Source organism: Nocardioides xinjiangensis, assembly GCF_017916455.1.
GTDB lineage: Bacteria > Actinomycetota > Actinomycetes > Propionibacteriales > Nocardioidaceae > Nocardioides > Nocardioides xinjiangensis.
In genome coordinates this window covers 1,576,080-1,590,565 of sequence record NZ_JAFMSY010000001.1, presented here as the reverse complement: position 1 = coordinate 1,590,565, position 14,486 = coordinate 1,576,080, and the positions used below count along the sequence as shown (strand labels likewise).

Sequence of the window (14,486 nt, the reverse complement as noted above, 5' to 3'; positions counted from 1 at the left end):
CTGAGACGCCCGTCGGAGCGTCGACCCCGCCGCCGTAGGGTGCTGCGCATGGCCCAGACCCCCACCGTCCGCGACCTCCTGGAGCAGGTCCAGGGGTACGGCGCGTGGGCGGTCATCCGCCGCAAGGCCGCACCGACCGCGGGGATCGTCGGCGGCACGCCGCACGAGGTGGCCTCGCTCCTCGACATCCCGCTCGAGACCGGGGTCCCCGACCCCGGTCGCAGCGCCGACCGGCTCGTGGCCGTCCCGTTCCGCCAGGTCCGCGAGCGGGGGTTCGCGGCCATCGACGACGGGACACCGCTGACGGTGGTCAACATCGAGGCCGAGCACGAGGTGTCGGTCGACGACCTGCTCGCCGCGCTGCCGGACGTCCCCGTGGAGTTCGCGGACCGCGGCGGGTTCGCGACCAGCGACGACGACTACGGCGACGTCGTCGAGGCGATCATCCGCGACGAGATCGGGCAGGGCGAGGGCGCGAACCTCGTCATCGGCCGGCACTACCGTGCCGTCGTCGCCGACTGGGACGCCACGAAGGCCCTCACGGTGCTGCGTCGGCTGCTCGAGCGGGAGCGGGGGGCGTACTGGACCTTCTGCTTCTACACCGGCGATCGCTTCCTCATCGGCGCGAGCCCCGAGCGGCACGTGTCGGTGCGCTCCGGCGACGTGCGCATGAACCCGATCTCGGGGACGTTCCGCGTGGCAGGGCACGGCGACGCGCTCAAGGACCGCCTCCTGGAGTTCCTGGCCGACGAGAAGGAGATCTTCGAGCTCTTCATGGTCGTTGACGAGGAGCTCAAGATGATGTGCGACATCTGCCAGGAGGGCGGGCAGGTGCTCGGCCCGTTCCTCAAGCCGATGACCCACCTGATCCACACGGAGTACCTCCTCGCCGGCCGCTCGGACCGCGACCACCGCGAGATCCTGCGCGACACGATGTTCGCCGCGACGGTGACCGGTGCGCCGGTCGAGAACGCGTGCCGGCTGATCGCCGACTACGAGCCCGAGGGCCGCGGCTACTACGGCGCCGCCCTCGCGCTCTTCGGGCGCGCACCCGACGGCACGCCCACCATGGACAGCCCCATCCTCATCCGCACCGCCGACGTCTCCCCCGCGGGCGAGCTCAAGGTGACCGCGGGAGCGACGCTGGTGCGTGACTCCGACGCGGCCTACGAGGTGGCGGAGACCCGGGCGAAGGCGGGCGGGATCCTCAGCGCCTTCGGCCTCGCGCCGGCGGCGTCCTCCGACGGCACGGACATCGCCGAGCTCGCGCGGGACGAGGACGTGGTGCTGGCACTGGGGTCGCGCAACCAGCGGCTGTCGCGCTTCTGGCTGACCGACCAGGCCGGCGAGCCCGCGGACCCCGGGCTGGCGGGCCGCGAGGTGGTGATCCTGCACGGCGAGGACGACTTCGTGAACATGCTCGTCCACGTGTTCGGGGTCTTCGGGATGACCTCCCGCGTGCTGCGCCACGAGGACTACGCCCCGGACGCCTTCGACGGCGCCGACCTGGTGGTCGTCGGCCCCGGACCCGGCGACCCGCGGGAGGGCGACCACCCCAAGATCGCGGCGTTCCGGCGGGCCGTCGACGACCTGCTGGCGTCGGCCCGGCCGTTCCTCGCGGTCTGCCTGGGGCACCAGACCCTCTGCGACCGGCTCGGGCTCGAGCTCGGCTACAAGGACGTGGTCTTCCAGGGGACGCAGTCGCCGGTGCGCATCGACGGCCGCACCGAGCGGGTCGGCTTCTACAACACCTTCGTGGGCCGGGTGCCCGACGGCGTCGCGCTGCCCGACGGCGTGCGCGTGGAGGCCGACGAGGCGACCGGCGACATCCATGCGGTCGTCGGCCCGCACTACCGCGGCATCCAGTTCCATGCCGAGTCGATCCTCACCGAGCACGGCTACGACCTGCTCCACGAGGCGGTGCGCGACCTGCTCACCTGATCGTGCACACTGACCTCGAGCCGCAGGCTGGACGTCCATTCCAGCGGGGGAGGCAACCGAACCGGGGCGCACCGCGTCACCCTTGGTAGCCAGCTCGACACGACCGGGGGAGCAGTGCGGAACTTCAAGGGAGCATGGGCCGGCGTCTGCCTGCTGGCCCTGATGGCCTGCGGCGCCGGCGGCGCCGGCACGGGCGCAGGAACGGCGGCGGGCGACGGACCGCCACGGCCGGGCGGCGGGGACCCGCCGGCCGCGACGAGGGCCGTGTCGACGGTCGCGGACCTGCGGGCGGCCGCGGCGCCGGCCGAGCGGCCCAACATCGTCGTGGTGATGCTCGACGACTTCTCGATGGACCTCGTGCAGACCATGCGGTCGGTGCAGACGATGCGCAGGAGCGGAGCCAGCTATCCGTACTCGTTCGTCACCGACTCGCTGTGCTGCGTGTCGCGGTCGAGCTTCTTCACCGGGCAGTACCCGCACCAGACCGGGGTGCGCACCAACACCTCGCACGGCGGCTCGTCGATGCTCGGCGGCTGGCCGGCCTACGACACCCACGGCAACCCCGAGCGCGCCTTCAACGTGCGGCTGCAGCAGGCCGGCTACCACACGGCGTTCGTCGGCAAGTTCCTCAACGAGTACGAGTGGCAGCCCGGCCGGGCGATGCCGCCGGTCGTGCCGGGCTGGACGACGTTCAACACGGTGTTCGGGTCGGCCTACGACGGCTGGGACTTCGCGAGCACCACCCTGCGCGACGAGCGGCTCCAGCTGGTGCAGCACCCGGCGCCGCCGGCGAGCGCGAGCGACCGTGCCAAGGACAAGGCGTACGTCGGTGCGGTGATCGGCGACCTGGCCATGGACCTCATCGCCGACCGGGAGGCCTCGGACGCCCCGTACTTCCTCGAGGTGGCGCTCTACGCCCCGCACAACCGCACCAACCCGCAGCCGCACTACGCCGGCGACCCGCTCTTCCCCCCGATGTTCCGCGACCGCACCGGGCGGCGCAGCTGCGGGCGCGTCGCCTGCCGCAAGCTCACCGTCGACGACCTGCCCGGCTTCGGCGACGCCCGCAAGGACAACCGGCCGCGACTGGCCGACGGCAGGCCGGCGCGGGCGTGGAACACGGTGCGCACGCTCGCCGCGCCGCTCGCGGTCCGCGACCTGCGGGACCGGGCGCGGATGGCACGCTCGGCCGACCGCCTGGTGCAGCGGATCCTCCGCGCCGTGGGTCCCGACACCTACGTCGTGCTCACCTCCGACAACGGGTTCCACCTCGGCCAGAACGGCATGGGCCGCGGCAAGGGCACGCCGTACGACACCGACGCCCGGGTCCCCCTGCTCGTCACCGGCCCCGGGGTGGTGCCCGGTGCGCGCAAGGAGGTCACCAGCAACATCGACCTCGCGCCCACCTTCGAGGAGCTCGCCGGGCTCGCCCCGGCGCCCTACCGCAGCGGGCTCTCCCTGGTGCCGACGCTGACCGACCCCCGGCTGGTGCGCCAGTCCCACGCCTTCCTCGAGCACACCCAGCAGACGCTCACCGGCGGTGACCCCGACGCGGCGTTCAGCGGCTCCGAGCTGGACCGCATCCCGTCGTTCACGGCCGTGCGGAGCCGGACGGGACTGCTCGCGCGCTTCGACCTCGACCCGCGGCGCGACCAGGTGGTGTGGGGCTACGAGTTCTACAGCTACCAGCGCCACAGGTGGGAGGAGCGCAACACCTTCGCGAGCAGGAAGCACCGCGACGAGGTCGCGGCCCTGATGGCGAAGCTCGCCGTCTTCGACACCTGTCGCGAGAGCGGGGACCAGCCGGTGTCCGCGGCGTGTCGCGGAGTCCGTCGCTAGGACTAGCCTCGCGGCGTGACGCCGGACGTGATCGTGGTCGACCACCACGACTCCTACACGTGGAACCTCGTGCACCTGGTGGCTCGCGTGACCGGGGTGCTGCCGCGGGTGGTCCAGCACGACGAGGTGACGGCCGCCGACGTGCTGCGGCACTCCCACGTGGTGCTGTCACCGGGCCCGGGGCACCCGGGGTCGCCCGCGGACTTCACCGTCGGCACCGCGGTGCTGCGCGACGGGTCCCGGCCGGTGCTCGGCGTGTGCCTGGGCATGCAGGGCCTGGTGGCGGCGTACGGCGGCACGGTGGAGCGGCTGCCCCCGGCGCACGGGGAGGTCGCGTCCGTGCGCCACGACGGCCGCGGGGTGTTCGCCGGGCTGCCGCAGGGGTTCGCGGCGGTGCGCTACCACTCGCTGGGCGCGCTCGAGCTGCCCGACGACCTCGTCGCGACGGCGTGGAGCGAGGACGGCGTCGTGATGGGCGTCCGCCACCGCGACCTGCCGCTGCACGGGGTGCAGTTCCACCCCGAGTCGGTCCTGTCGTCGCACGGCGACGACCTCGTGCGGAACTTCCTGTCGTGACGGACCCGGTCGCCTTCTTCCGCGACGTCGCCGCCCGCCACGCGCGCTGCTTCTGGCTCGACGGGGGCGGCGCGCGCGAGTGGTCGGGCCGGCGCTCGATCATCGGCTGGCTCGACCCCGACGACGTCTCGCTGTCGTGGTCCGCGACGACCCGCGAGGTGACCGAGCACGCCCGTGGGTCCGCGACGGTCGTCGGCGACGACGTCTTCACGGTGCTCGGCGAACGGATCCGCGCGGGGGAGCAGTGGTTCGGCTACCTCGGGTACGCCGCCCGCACCGACCTGCCCGCCACCCCCGACCCGTTGCTGCCCGACGCGGTGTGGATGCGGCCCCGGGCCGTGCGGGTGTTCGAGCACGCGGTCGCCGCTCCGTCCCGCCCGCCCCAGGATCCCCCCGATTCCCCTGATCCCCCGCTTACCCGGGGGATTGCGAACTTCAGGGGGCCTGCACACCCAGGGAAGTTCACGCAGACCCCAGGAAGTCCGCAGGCTCGGCCCTCGGCGCCGCCCGCCATGTCCGCACCTCCCGCCGAGTACGCCGACGCCTTCGCCCGCGTGCAGGAGCACCTCCACGCCGGTAACTCCTACGAGGTCAACCTCACCCACCGCCTGACCCGCACCTCCCACCTCGACCCGGTGACGGCGTACCTCCGCCTGCGCCGGCTCAACCCCGCGCCGTACTCCGGCTTCCTCCAGCACGACGTCGCGGGCGCGCGCGCCTGGCTGCTCAGCAGCTCGCCGGAGAGGTACGCCCTCGTGAGCGCCGACCGGCACCTCGAGACCAAGCCGATCAAGGGCACGACCCCGCGCGGCGCGTCGCCGGAGGAGGACCGTGCGCACCGCGACCGGCTGGCGAGCGACCCCAAGACGCGCGCGGAGAACCTGATGATCGTCGACCTGCTGCGCAACGACCTCTCGATGGTCTGCGAGGTCGGCAGCGTGGAGGTGCCGGCGCTGATGCAGGTCGAGACCTACGAGTCGGTCCACCAGCTGGTCTCGACCGTCCGCGGCCGCCTGCGCGACGACGTCAGCACCGTCGCGGCGCTGCGGACGCTGTTCCCCGCCGGCTCGATGACGGGTGCGCCCAAGCTGCGCACCATGCAGGTCGTCGAGGAGGTTGAGTCGACGCCGCGGGGCGTGTACGCCGGCGCCTTCGGCTGGATCAGCGGCGACGGCCCCGCCGACCTGGGGGTCGTCATCCGCTCCCTCACCACCGACGGCAGCGGGACCTGGTCGCTCGGCACCGGCGGTGGCATCACCGTGAGGTCCGACCTCGCCGAGGAGTGGGCCGAGTCGCAGTGGAAGGCAGAGCGGCTGCTGCGCGTCTTCGACTGAGTCGAGTCGGCGCCAGTGCGCCGGGAGTCCCCGTCGAGTCGGCGCTGGTGCGCCTGGAGTTCCCGTCGAGTCGGCGCTAGTGCGCCGGGAGTTCCCGTCGAGTCGGCGCTAATGCGCTCCGATCGGGACGCCAGCGCCCACTCGGCGCCGCGGCGCGGGACGCCAGCGCCCACTCGACGCGGCGGCGCGGGACACCAGCGCCCACTCGGCGCGGCAGCGCGGGACACCAGCGCCCACTCGACGCGGCAGCACGGGACGCCAGCGCCCACTCACGCGGGTGCCGCGGGGATCCACAGCGAGAACCGCGCCCCGCCGCCCGGTGCCTGCGACACCTCGACGCGTCCGCCGTGCCGGTCCACCACCTGCCGCACGATCGCGAGGCCCAGCCCGGAGCCGGGCATGGCGCGTGACTCCTCGGCGCGGTAGAAGCGGTCGAAGACGTGTGGCCGGTCCGCCTCCGCGACCCCGCTGCCCTCGTCGTCGACGGTGAGCACGCCGTCGGCCAGGCGCACCGTGACCGTGCCGCCCGACGGGCTCCACTTGGCGGCGTTGTCGAGCAGGTTCGTCACGGCGCGCTCCAGGCTGTTGCCATCGCCCACGACCGGCCACTCGTGCAGGGACACCTCGAACGCGACGCCGTGCGCGCGGCGACGTACGCGCGTCACCGCCCGCTCGACGACCTCGGCGAGGTCGACCTGCGTCACCACGCGGCTCGTCGGCTCGTCGCGGGCGAGCTCCACGAGGTCGCCCACGAGCGCGCTGAGCTCCTCGATCTGGCCGCGCACGTCGTCGAGCAGCTCGAGCCGCGCCTGGGGCGGGAGCGCCGCGTTGCCCTCGGCCTGCCGGAGCAGGTCGAGGTTCGTGCGCAGCGACGTGAGGGGCGTGCGCAGCTCGTGGCTCGCGTCGGCCACCAGCCGGCGCTGCCGGTCCCGCGACGCTCCCAGCGCGAGCAGCATCTGGTTGAACGCGGTCGCGAGACGCGCGACCTCGTCGTCGCCCTCCACCCGCAGCGGCGTGAGGTCCTCGGTGACCGCGATCCGCTCCACCGCGGACGTGAGGCGCCGTACGGGGCGCAGGCCGTTGCGGGCCACGAGCCAGCCGGCCAGCAGCGCCGCCAGCACGCCCAGGGCGCCGAAGACGAACAGCACGCCGCCGAGCTTCTCCAGCGTCCGGTCGTTGGCGGCGAGCGGCTGGGCGAGCACCAGCGCCTGGCCGCTGCCGGCGGGCACCGTGGCGACCCGGAACCGCTCGCCCTCCGCGGTGACCAGGGTCCGCACGACGGACTCGCGCCGGCCGGTCACGACGTCGTACTCGGGCCGCCCCAGCCGGAAGTTCGGGATGTCGGTGCCGCTCGGGGGGCCGTCGGCGGTGACGAAGATGACGCGGACGTCGGCGGCGCCGAGGACCCACGGCGGGAAGCCCTGGACGGTGAGGTCCGACAGGGTGGAGATCGCCGTGGCCTTGTGGGCGCGGTTGAGCAGCGACTGGTCGAGCGAGCTCATGAGCTGCTGGCGCATCACGACGAACGCGGTGAACGCCATGATCGTGATCGACAGCCCGACGGCGAGCGTGGTCAGCACGGCGACCCGCGACGCCAGGGACCGGCGGTAGTGCCAGCGCCCGTCGGGCCAGGTCCCGTCGGGCCAGGCGGTCGACCTCACGGTGCCGACCTCATGATTCCTTCAGCACGTAGCCGACGCCGCGCACGGTCTGGATCAGCCGCGGCTCGCCCTCGGCCTCGGTCTTGCGCCGGAGGTAGCCGACGTACACCTCGAGCGAGTTGGCGCTGGTCGGGAAGTCGTAGCCCCACACCTCCTCGAGGATGAAGGAGCGGTCGAGCACGCGCCGCGGCCGGCGCAGGAACATCTCGAGGAGCGTGAACTCCGTGCGGGTGAGCTCGATCGGCCGGCCGCCGCGGGACACGTCGCGGCTCGCGACGTCCATGCGCAGGTCGGCGAACGACAGCACCTCGCTCTCGCCGTCGGCGCCGGGGACGACCCGGCGCAGCAGCGCGCGCAGCCGGGCCAGCAGCTCCTCGAGCGCGAAGGGCTTGGTGAGGTAGTCGTCCGCGCCGGCGTCGAGGCCCTCGACGCGGTCGCCGACGGCGTCGCGCGCGGTCAGGACGAGGACGGGTACGTCGTTGCCGGCCGCGCGCAGCGCCCGGGTGGTCTCGATGCCGTCGAGCCGCGGCATCATCACGTCGATCACCACCACGTCGGGGTGCTGGGCGCCCACGGCGACCAGGCCCTCGGCGCCGTCGGCGGCCAGCACCACGTCGTACCCGTTGAACTCCAGCGACCGGCGCAGCGAGTCGCGCACGGCACGGTCGTCGTCGACGACGAGCACGCGCGGCTTCGACTCGTTCACGCGGCAAGGATGCCAGCCACGCCTGAGGCGATCCTGAGATCGGCGGGTCAGGCGAAGGGCGCGGCCAGCCGGAGGTCGCCGACGAGGCCGGCGAACGCCTCGTCGTACCCGTCGCGCCCGCGCAGCCGCAGGACCGCCGACGGGTGCGTGGTGACGACCACGGGTGGACGGGGTCGTTCGGGTGGACCGGCCTCGTCCAGCACCGTGCCCCGGACCTCGCCGATCTTCACGGGCCGCTCCAGCACGGCCCGCGCCGCCGTGGCGCCGAGGGCGACGACGACCCCGGGCGAGACCGCCTCAAGCTCGGCGTCCAGCCAGGGGCGGCAGGCGCCGACGTGGCGCACCTCGGGCTTGGCGTGGATGCGCCGCTTGCCGCGCTGCTCGAAGCGGAAGTGCTTGACCGCGTTGGTGAGGTACGCCGCCTCCCGCGCGATGCCGGCCTCCGTCAGCGCCTCGTCGAGCACCCGCCCGGCGGGCCCGACGAACGGCTCGCCCGCCCGGTCCTCCTGGTCGCCGGGCTGCTCGCCGACGAGCATGATCCTCGCGGACCGGTCGCCGCTGGAGAACACGACCTGCGTGGCGGGCTGCCACAGCTCGCAGCCGCGGCACTCGTGGGCGGCAGACTCCAGGTCCTCCAGCTCGCGCGAGTCGGGGACCCAGGGCGTCGCGTCGGTGGGCTCGGCCATCGCTCCACCCTGCCGCGCGGCGGCGGCGCGCGGACCAGCCCGACGGGTGGGTCAGGCGTAGCGCGCGGCGATGCTGCCGGCGCGCGCGCCGTAGCCGCCGCCGAACATGCACGCGTGCACCAGCAGCGGGAACAGCTGGTGGATCCCGAGCCGGTCCTCCCAGCCCTCCGCGAGCGGGTACGCCTCGTGGTACGCCGCGACGACCCGCGGCAGGTGCGGGAGCCCGAAGAGGTGCAGCATCGCCAGGTCCACCTCGCGGTGGCCGCCGTGCGCCGCGGGGTCGATGACGTGGATGGCGAGGTCCTGCCCCCAGAGGCAGTTGCCGTTCCAGAGGTCGCCGTGCAGCCGGGCGGGCGGCTCCTCCGGGAGCAGCCCGGTCAACCGGCCCACCACCGCCTCGACGGCCGCGGCGTCGGCGTCGGTGATGGCGCCGCGGTCGCGGGCCAGCTTGAGGTAGGGCAGCACGCGGCGCACGGCGTAGAACTCCGGCCACGAGTCGGCGCTCCGGTTGGGCATCGGCAGCCGGCCGATGTAGCCGTCGTGGTCGAGGCCCCAGCCGTCGGCGCCCGCGGCATGGGTGGTGGCGAGCTGCTGGCCGAACGCCACGGCCGCCTCGACCGGCGTCTTCGAGCCCGGCTCGATCCACTCCAGGATCACGCAGTCGCTGGCGGCGGCGAGCACCTCGGGCAGCGGCACGCCGCCCTCGACCTCGGCCAGCCACCGCAGCCCGGCGGCCTCGGCCTCGAAGAAGCCCTCCGGGGCGTGGGGAAGCGTCTTCATGAGCGCCGTCTGGCCGCTCGAGAGGCGCAGCCGGGTGGCGGTCGCGACGTCGCCGCCGGCCACCGGAGAGGTCGCGACCACCGACGTGCCGAGCAGCTCCTCGGCGCGCCGGGCCACGATCGGCTGGCGAGCCATCAGGCTCTGCCCTCCAGCGCGCGCGGCAGGGCCGCGACGATCGCGTCGCTCGTGCGCTCCACCATCGCCAGCACCTCCTCGAAGCCGTCGGCTCCACCGTAGTACGGGTCCGGTACCTCCCCGCCCGGACCGACCGGGTCGAAGTCGCGGAACAGGCCCACCCGGTCCGTGCGCCCGCCCACGTCGAGGAGGTTGGTCTCGTCCATCGCCAGGACCAGGTCGTACGCGTCGGGCCAGGTCGCGTCGTACTGCCGGGCACGGTGCCGGGTCGGGTCGTAGCCCGCCGCGCTCAGCGTCGCCGCGGCGCGCGGGTCCATAGGGTTGCCGACGTGCCAGCCGCCCGTGCCCGAGGAGGCGACCTGCACCCGATCGGCCAGGCCGGCGTCCCTCAGCCGGTGCTCGAGGACGACGTGCGCGGTCGGCGAGCGGCAGATGTTGCCCAGGCAGACGAGCGCCACCCGGTAGCGGCCGGGCACGCGGGCGGCGGGGAGGGCCGGCACCCCGTCAGTCCCGGGAGGGCAGGGCGATCCGGACGCCCCAGCCGACGACGGTGACGACCAGAGCCCCCACGAGCGCGCTCCAGAAGCCGTCGACGTCGAAGCCGAGGCCGAACGCGTCCGCGAGCCGGGCGGTGAGCAGCAGCATCAGCGCGTTGATGACCAGGAGGAGCAAGCCGAGCGTCAGGATGATGAAGGGCAGCGAGACGAGCTTGACCACCGGCTCCACGAAGGTCGACACCAGGCCGAGGATGAGGGCGACGAGGAGCAGCGGGACGATCTTCTCCTGCAGCTCCGCCTGGCCGGAGTCGGGCCCCTCGAAGGAGATGCCCGCCAGCAGCTGGGCCGCCACGGCCAGCCCGGCGGCGTACGTCAGCAACCAGGTCACGAAGCGCATGCGGGCGAGGTTATCCCTCCCGCGTACCCTCGCCGACGTGATGAGCACCGGCGGCGCGGGCGTGATGGTGCTCGGTGGGCTGGTGGCTGGAGCCCTCGCGGTCCTGCTCGTGCTCGCCACCCGCCGCCGGCTCGGCACCGCCTCGGCGGTCTCGATCGGCGGCCTGTGCTGGTCGCTCGCGGCCATCGCGCTGGTCACCCTGGTGCCGACCCGCCCCGACGTCGGGGTCGTCCCCGCGGAGGGCCGCAGCGAGTCGTGCTCGTGGGACTACGGCGGGCCGACCGGCGCGGCGTTCGAGGTCCTCGGCCTCGACCAGCGCGCCCTCAACGTGCTGCTGTTCGTGCCCGCGGGGGTGTTCCTGGTCCTCGCCGTCGGCCGCTGGCGCTCGGCGCTGGTGCTCGCGCCCGTCGGCCTCGGCCTGCTGGCGGCGTACAGCCTCGCCATCGAGCTGGTCCAGCTGCAGCTCGCCCGGCTGGACAGGGCCTGCGACGTCACCGACCTGGTCGACAACGTGCTCGGCGCCGGGATCGGCTTCCTCCTCGGCCTGGCGCTGCTGCCAGCCGTGCGGCCGTGGCGGGGCCGTCGCGCGCCTCACTAGGGTGCGGGCCATGGCTACCCCCTCCGGCTCCGCCCCGCAGCCCCGGCCCAACGTGCTCGCCATCCCCGCGTACGTCGCCGGCAAGCCGCCCGTCGCCCGACCCGGGCTCACGTCGTACAAGCTGTCGTCCAACGAGAACCCCTACCCGCCGCTGCCCGGCGTGCTGGAGGCGGCGACCGAGGCGGCGGCCTCGATGAACCGCTACCCCGACATGGGCAGCACCGCGCTCTACGCGGCGCTGGGGGAGGCGATGGGCGTGCCGGTGGAGGACCTGGCGGCGGCGACCGGCTCGGTGGGGCTCATCTACCAGCTCGTGAACGCGTTCTGCGGGCCGGGCGACGAGCTCGTCTACGCCTGGCGCTCGTTCGAGGCCTACCCGATCGCGGTCACCGCGGGCGGCGCGACGAGCGTCCAGGTGCCGGTGACCGCCGACGGCCGCCACGACCTCGACGCCATGGCGGCGGCGGTCACCGACCGCACCCGGGTCGTCATCGTCTGCACGCCCAACAACCCCACCGGGCCGGCCGTGACGCAGTCCGAGCTCGACGCGTTCATCGCGAAGGTGCCCCCGCACGTGGTCGTCGTGGTGGACGAAGCCTACCTCGAGTTCGTGCGGATGGACGACGCCATCGACGGCATCGCGACCTACCGCCGCCACCACAACGTCGTGCTGACGCGCACCTTCTCCAAGGCCTACGGGCTCGCCGGGTTCCGGGTCGGGTACGCGGTCGCGCCGGCCCCGCTCGCGGCCGCGCTGCGTGCGGTGTCGCTGCCCTTCGGCGTCAGCCACGTCGCCCAGGCCGCGGCGATCGCCTCCCTCGGGGCACGCGACGAGCTGTTTGCCCGCGTCGAGGACCTCGTGGCGCGTCGCGCCGGGCTGGTCGCCCGCCTGCGCGAGGTCGGCTGGGAGCTCCCGGACGCCCAGGGCAACTTCGTGTGGTTCCCGCTCGGCGACCGGGCGCTCGACTTCGCGGCGGCCTGCGGCGAGGTCGGGATCTCGGTGCGTCCCTTCGCCGGCGACGGCGTCCGCGTCAGCATCGGCGAGGTCGAGGCCTTCGACCGGGTGGTCGAGGTCGCTGCCCGCTTCGCCGTCCCGTCGTCCTGAGCGTCGAGCGGTGAGTGACGCAGCTTCTGGACCGCAGGAACCTGTCTCACGCACCGCTCGGCGGCGGATCTCGTTCTGAGCGGTGGGTGACGCAGGTTTCGGACCGCAGGAACCTGCCCCACGCACCGCTGATCGGCGGATTCCGTCCTGGGCGGTGAGTGACGCAGCTTCCGGACCGCAGAAAGCTGTCCCACGCACCGCTCGGCGGATCCCGTCTTGAGCGGTGCGTGACGCAGCTTCTGGACCGCAGGAACCTGCCCCACACACCGCTGGTCGTCGGACGTCGTGCTGGGCGGTGAGTGACGCAGCTTCCGGACCGCAGGAACCTGTCCCACGCACCGCTCGGCGGCGGACGTCGTCCTGAGCGGTGAGTGACGCAGCTTCCGGACCGCAGAAACCTGCGTCACGCACCGCTCGGCGTGCGGGCGTCCACGACCGGAGCCCGCTCCATCTGCCGGAACGACGGCACCCGCGTCGGCGCCATCGTCGTGACGAGGTAGACCGCGCCGGCCACGAGCAGCGCCGGGGAGAGCCCGAGGCCGGCCACGGCGACGCCGGCCAGCACGCCGCCGAGCGGCATCAACGACCAGCAGATCGCGGTGTTGAGCGAGGTGACCCGGCCCAGCAGGTGCGCGGGGATCCGCTCCATGATCACCGCGCCGAGGATGGGGTTCAGGAACCCCGAGGCCACGCCCGCGAGGACCGTGACCGCGAAGACGGCCCACACCGGGGACTCCAGCGCCATCACGACGTAGCGCGGCGCGCCTGCGACGAGGAAGGCCACGACGTAGGTCCGGAACCGCGGCAGCGTCTCGCCCCACCGCGCTGCCGCCAGCGCGCCCAGCACGGACGCGCCGCTCATCGCGGCGAAGAGCGTGCCGAGGACCGCAACGCCGGCGCCGGACTCCTTGGCCCAGACCGGCGCGAGCACGGCGCTGTAGGCCTGGTCGACGAGGTTCGTGACCGCGACCATGACGCAGATCGCGATGAGCACCGGCTCGGTGCGCAGGAAGTCCCACCCCTGCCGCAGCTCCTGGCCGTACGACGTGGGGGCGGCGTCGGGCTCCGGCGGGACCGGCCGCCCGAGACCGGCCGTGGCGACCGCGAAGACGGCGAAGGAGACCAGGAACGACGCGGCGTCGACGTAGAGCGCGTTGGCGGCCCCCAACGACGCGACGAGCAGGCCGGCCAGCGCGGCGCCGCCCATCGAGGAGGTGCGCTCGACCGCCGCGGCCAGGCCGGAGACCCGCTCGAGCGACCAGCCCGCGACCCGCGCGAGCTCGGGGCTCATCGCTGCCTTGCCCGCGTCGCCCGGGCCCCGCAGGGCGCCCGCGACGGCGACGAGGACCAGCAGCAACGGGAAGGACAGCAGGCCCAGCCCGTGCAGCAGCGGGATCGCGGCCACCACGATGGACGACGTCAGGTCGCACGCCAGGGTGACCCGGCGGGGGCCGAGCCGGTCGAGGAGCGGGCCGCCGAGCGCCTTGAAGACCACCAGCGGGGTGATCTCGGCGGCGGCGACGAGCCCGGTCTGGGTCGCCGACCCGGTCGTCGACAGCACGAACCACGGGATGGCGATCATCGAGATCCGGGTGCCGACGAAGGAGATGCCCTCCGCGACGAGCCCGCCGACGAGCGGCCTGCGCGTGGTCACTGCTCCTCCTCGCCCCAGGGCTGGCCCGGACGCGGGTAGGCGTTGAGGTTCACCACGAACGGCCGCGCGTCGTCGGAGTCCGCGTCCTCGACCTCCTCGATGACCTCGGCCAGCTTCTTCACCAGCGCCTCGGCGCGAGCCGGCGTGAGGCGGACCTCCCAGTCGCTGAGCGTCCCGACGGTGCGCCACGGCGGCGGCAGGAACGGCATCTCGGAGACCGCCGTCCGCATGCGGTCGGCGTAGAGGAGGACCACGGTCGTGAGGTAGGCCTCGACGTCGCTGTCGACGACGCCCCGGGCGCGGAAGTCGGTGCGGGTGCTGGCGTGCGCGGCCCGCCACCAGCGGTCGCGGGCGTTGCCCCGGTCGGCGTCCTCCTCGATGAAGCCGTGCTGCGCGAGCTGGCGCAGGTGGTACGACGTCGCGCCGGTGTTGAGCCCGAGCCGCTGGGCGAGGCTGGTCGCGGTCGCGGGCCCCTCGCCGCGCAGCAGCGTCAGCATCCGCAGCCGCACCGGGTGGCTCAGGGCGCGGAGGCCTGCGATGTCCGGGGTGATCGAGGAGCCCATGCCGGGATCGTAGG

At 73.9% G+C, this 14,486-nt stretch carries 14 protein-coding genes; 6 read left to right on the top strand and 8 right to left on the bottom strand.

Annotated features, from left to right (window positions below):
* Window positions 1-48 precede the first annotated feature (48 nt).
* The 4 genes from J3P38_RS07545 (at window position 49) to J3P38_RS18340 (ending at window position 5,690) form a co-directional block, all read left to right on the top strand.
* Window positions 49-1,941 carry an anthranilate synthase family protein gene (locus J3P38_RS07545; protein ID WP_210503153.1) on the top strand — a complete coding sequence of 631 codons (1,893 nt, stop codon included), beginning with the start codon at window positions 49-51 and terminating at the stop codon, window positions 1,939-1,941.
* A 114-nt stretch (window positions 1,942-2,055) separates the two neighbouring features.
* Window positions 2,056-3,780, top strand: a complete 1,725-nt coding sequence (locus J3P38_RS07540) for a sulfatase-like hydrolase/transferase (protein WP_210503152.1) — start codon at window positions 2,056-2,058, stop codon at window positions 3,778-3,780.
* Window positions 3,781-3,795: 15 nt separating this feature from the next.
* A complete protein-coding gene (locus J3P38_RS07535) occupies window positions 3,796-4,356 on the top strand; it encodes an anthranilate synthase component II (RefSeq protein WP_210439208.1) in 561 nt (186 codons plus the stop codon).
* On the top strand, window positions 4,353-5,690 hold the full coding sequence (locus tag J3P38_RS18340; RefSeq protein WP_210439207.1) for an anthranilate synthase component I family protein: 1,338 nt from the start codon (window positions 4,353-4,355) through the stop codon (window positions 5,688-5,690). Before J3P38_RS07535 ends, J3P38_RS18340 begins: the two co-directional genes overlap by 4 nt.
* A 269-nt stretch (window positions 5,691-5,959) precedes the next feature.
* On the opposite strand, the gene J3P38_RS07525 is transcribed toward J3P38_RS18340, so the two are convergent.
* Genes J3P38_RS07525 through J3P38_RS07500 form a run of 6 tightly spaced genes read right to left on the bottom strand, consistent with a single transcriptional unit; the run spans window position 5,960 to window position 10,552 of the window.
* On the bottom strand, window positions 5,960-7,351 hold the full coding sequence (locus J3P38_RS07525) for a sensor histidine kinase (RefSeq protein ID WP_307807782.1): 1,392 nt from the start codon (window positions 7,349-7,351) through the stop codon (window positions 5,960-5,962).
* 10 nt (window positions 7,352-7,361) lie between these two features.
* Entirely contained in the window at window positions 7,362-8,057 is a 696-nt protein-coding gene (locus J3P38_RS07520; RefSeq protein WP_210439206.1) for a response regulator transcription factor, read from the bottom strand.
* A gap of 47 nt (window positions 8,058-8,104) precedes the next feature.
* Complete coding sequence (locus J3P38_RS07515) at window positions 8,105-8,743, bottom strand: UdgX family uracil-DNA binding protein (protein ID WP_210503151.1); 639 nt, start codon at window positions 8,741-8,743, stop codon at window positions 8,105-8,107.
* A gap of 51 nt (window positions 8,744-8,794) precedes the next feature.
* Window positions 8,795-9,658, bottom strand: coding sequence for a fructosamine kinase family protein (locus J3P38_RS07510; protein WP_210503150.1), 864 nt, complete (start codon window positions 9,656-9,658; stop codon window positions 8,795-8,797).
* Window positions 9,658-10,158: a low molecular weight protein-tyrosine-phosphatase gene (locus J3P38_RS07505; RefSeq protein WP_210503149.1), complete on the bottom strand. Its 501-nt coding sequence runs from the start codon at window positions 10,156-10,158 to the stop codon at window positions 9,658-9,660. The genes J3P38_RS07510 and J3P38_RS07505 overlap by 1 nt, the downstream gene beginning before the upstream one ends.
* Before the next feature lie 4 nt (window positions 10,159-10,162).
* Window positions 10,163-10,552, bottom strand: coding sequence for a phage holin family protein (locus J3P38_RS07500; RefSeq protein WP_210439202.1), 390 nt, complete (start codon window positions 10,550-10,552; stop codon window positions 10,163-10,165).
* Window positions 10,553-10,592: 40 nt separating this feature from the next.
* Between J3P38_RS07500 and J3P38_RS07495 the strand changes: the two genes are divergently transcribed.
* Both J3P38_RS07495 and J3P38_RS07490 read left to right on the top strand, forming a co-directional pair.
* Window positions 10,593-11,150 carry a VanZ family protein gene (locus J3P38_RS07495; protein WP_246855913.1) on the top strand — a complete coding sequence of 186 codons (558 nt, stop codon included), beginning with the start codon at window positions 10,593-10,595 and terminating at the stop codon, window positions 11,148-11,150.
* Window positions 11,151-11,160: 10 nt separating this feature from the next.
* Window positions 11,161-12,255, top strand: a complete 1,095-nt coding sequence (locus tag J3P38_RS07490; RefSeq protein ID WP_210503147.1) for a histidinol-phosphate transaminase — start codon at window positions 11,161-11,163, stop codon at window positions 12,253-12,255.
* Between the two features lie 403 nt (window positions 12,256-12,658).
* On the opposite strand, the gene J3P38_RS07485 is transcribed toward J3P38_RS07490, so the two are convergent.
* Window positions 12,659-13,909 carry an MFS transporter gene (locus tag J3P38_RS07485; RefSeq protein WP_210503146.1) on the bottom strand — a complete coding sequence of 417 codons (1,251 nt, stop codon included), beginning with the start codon at window positions 13,907-13,909 and terminating at the stop codon, window positions 12,659-12,661.
* Entirely contained in the window at window positions 13,906-14,472 is a 567-nt protein-coding gene (locus J3P38_RS07480) for an ArsR/SmtB family transcription factor (RefSeq protein ID WP_210503145.1), read from the bottom strand. The genes J3P38_RS07485 and J3P38_RS07480 overlap by 4 nt, the downstream gene beginning before the upstream one ends.
* Window positions 14,473-14,486 lie beyond the last annotated feature (14 nt).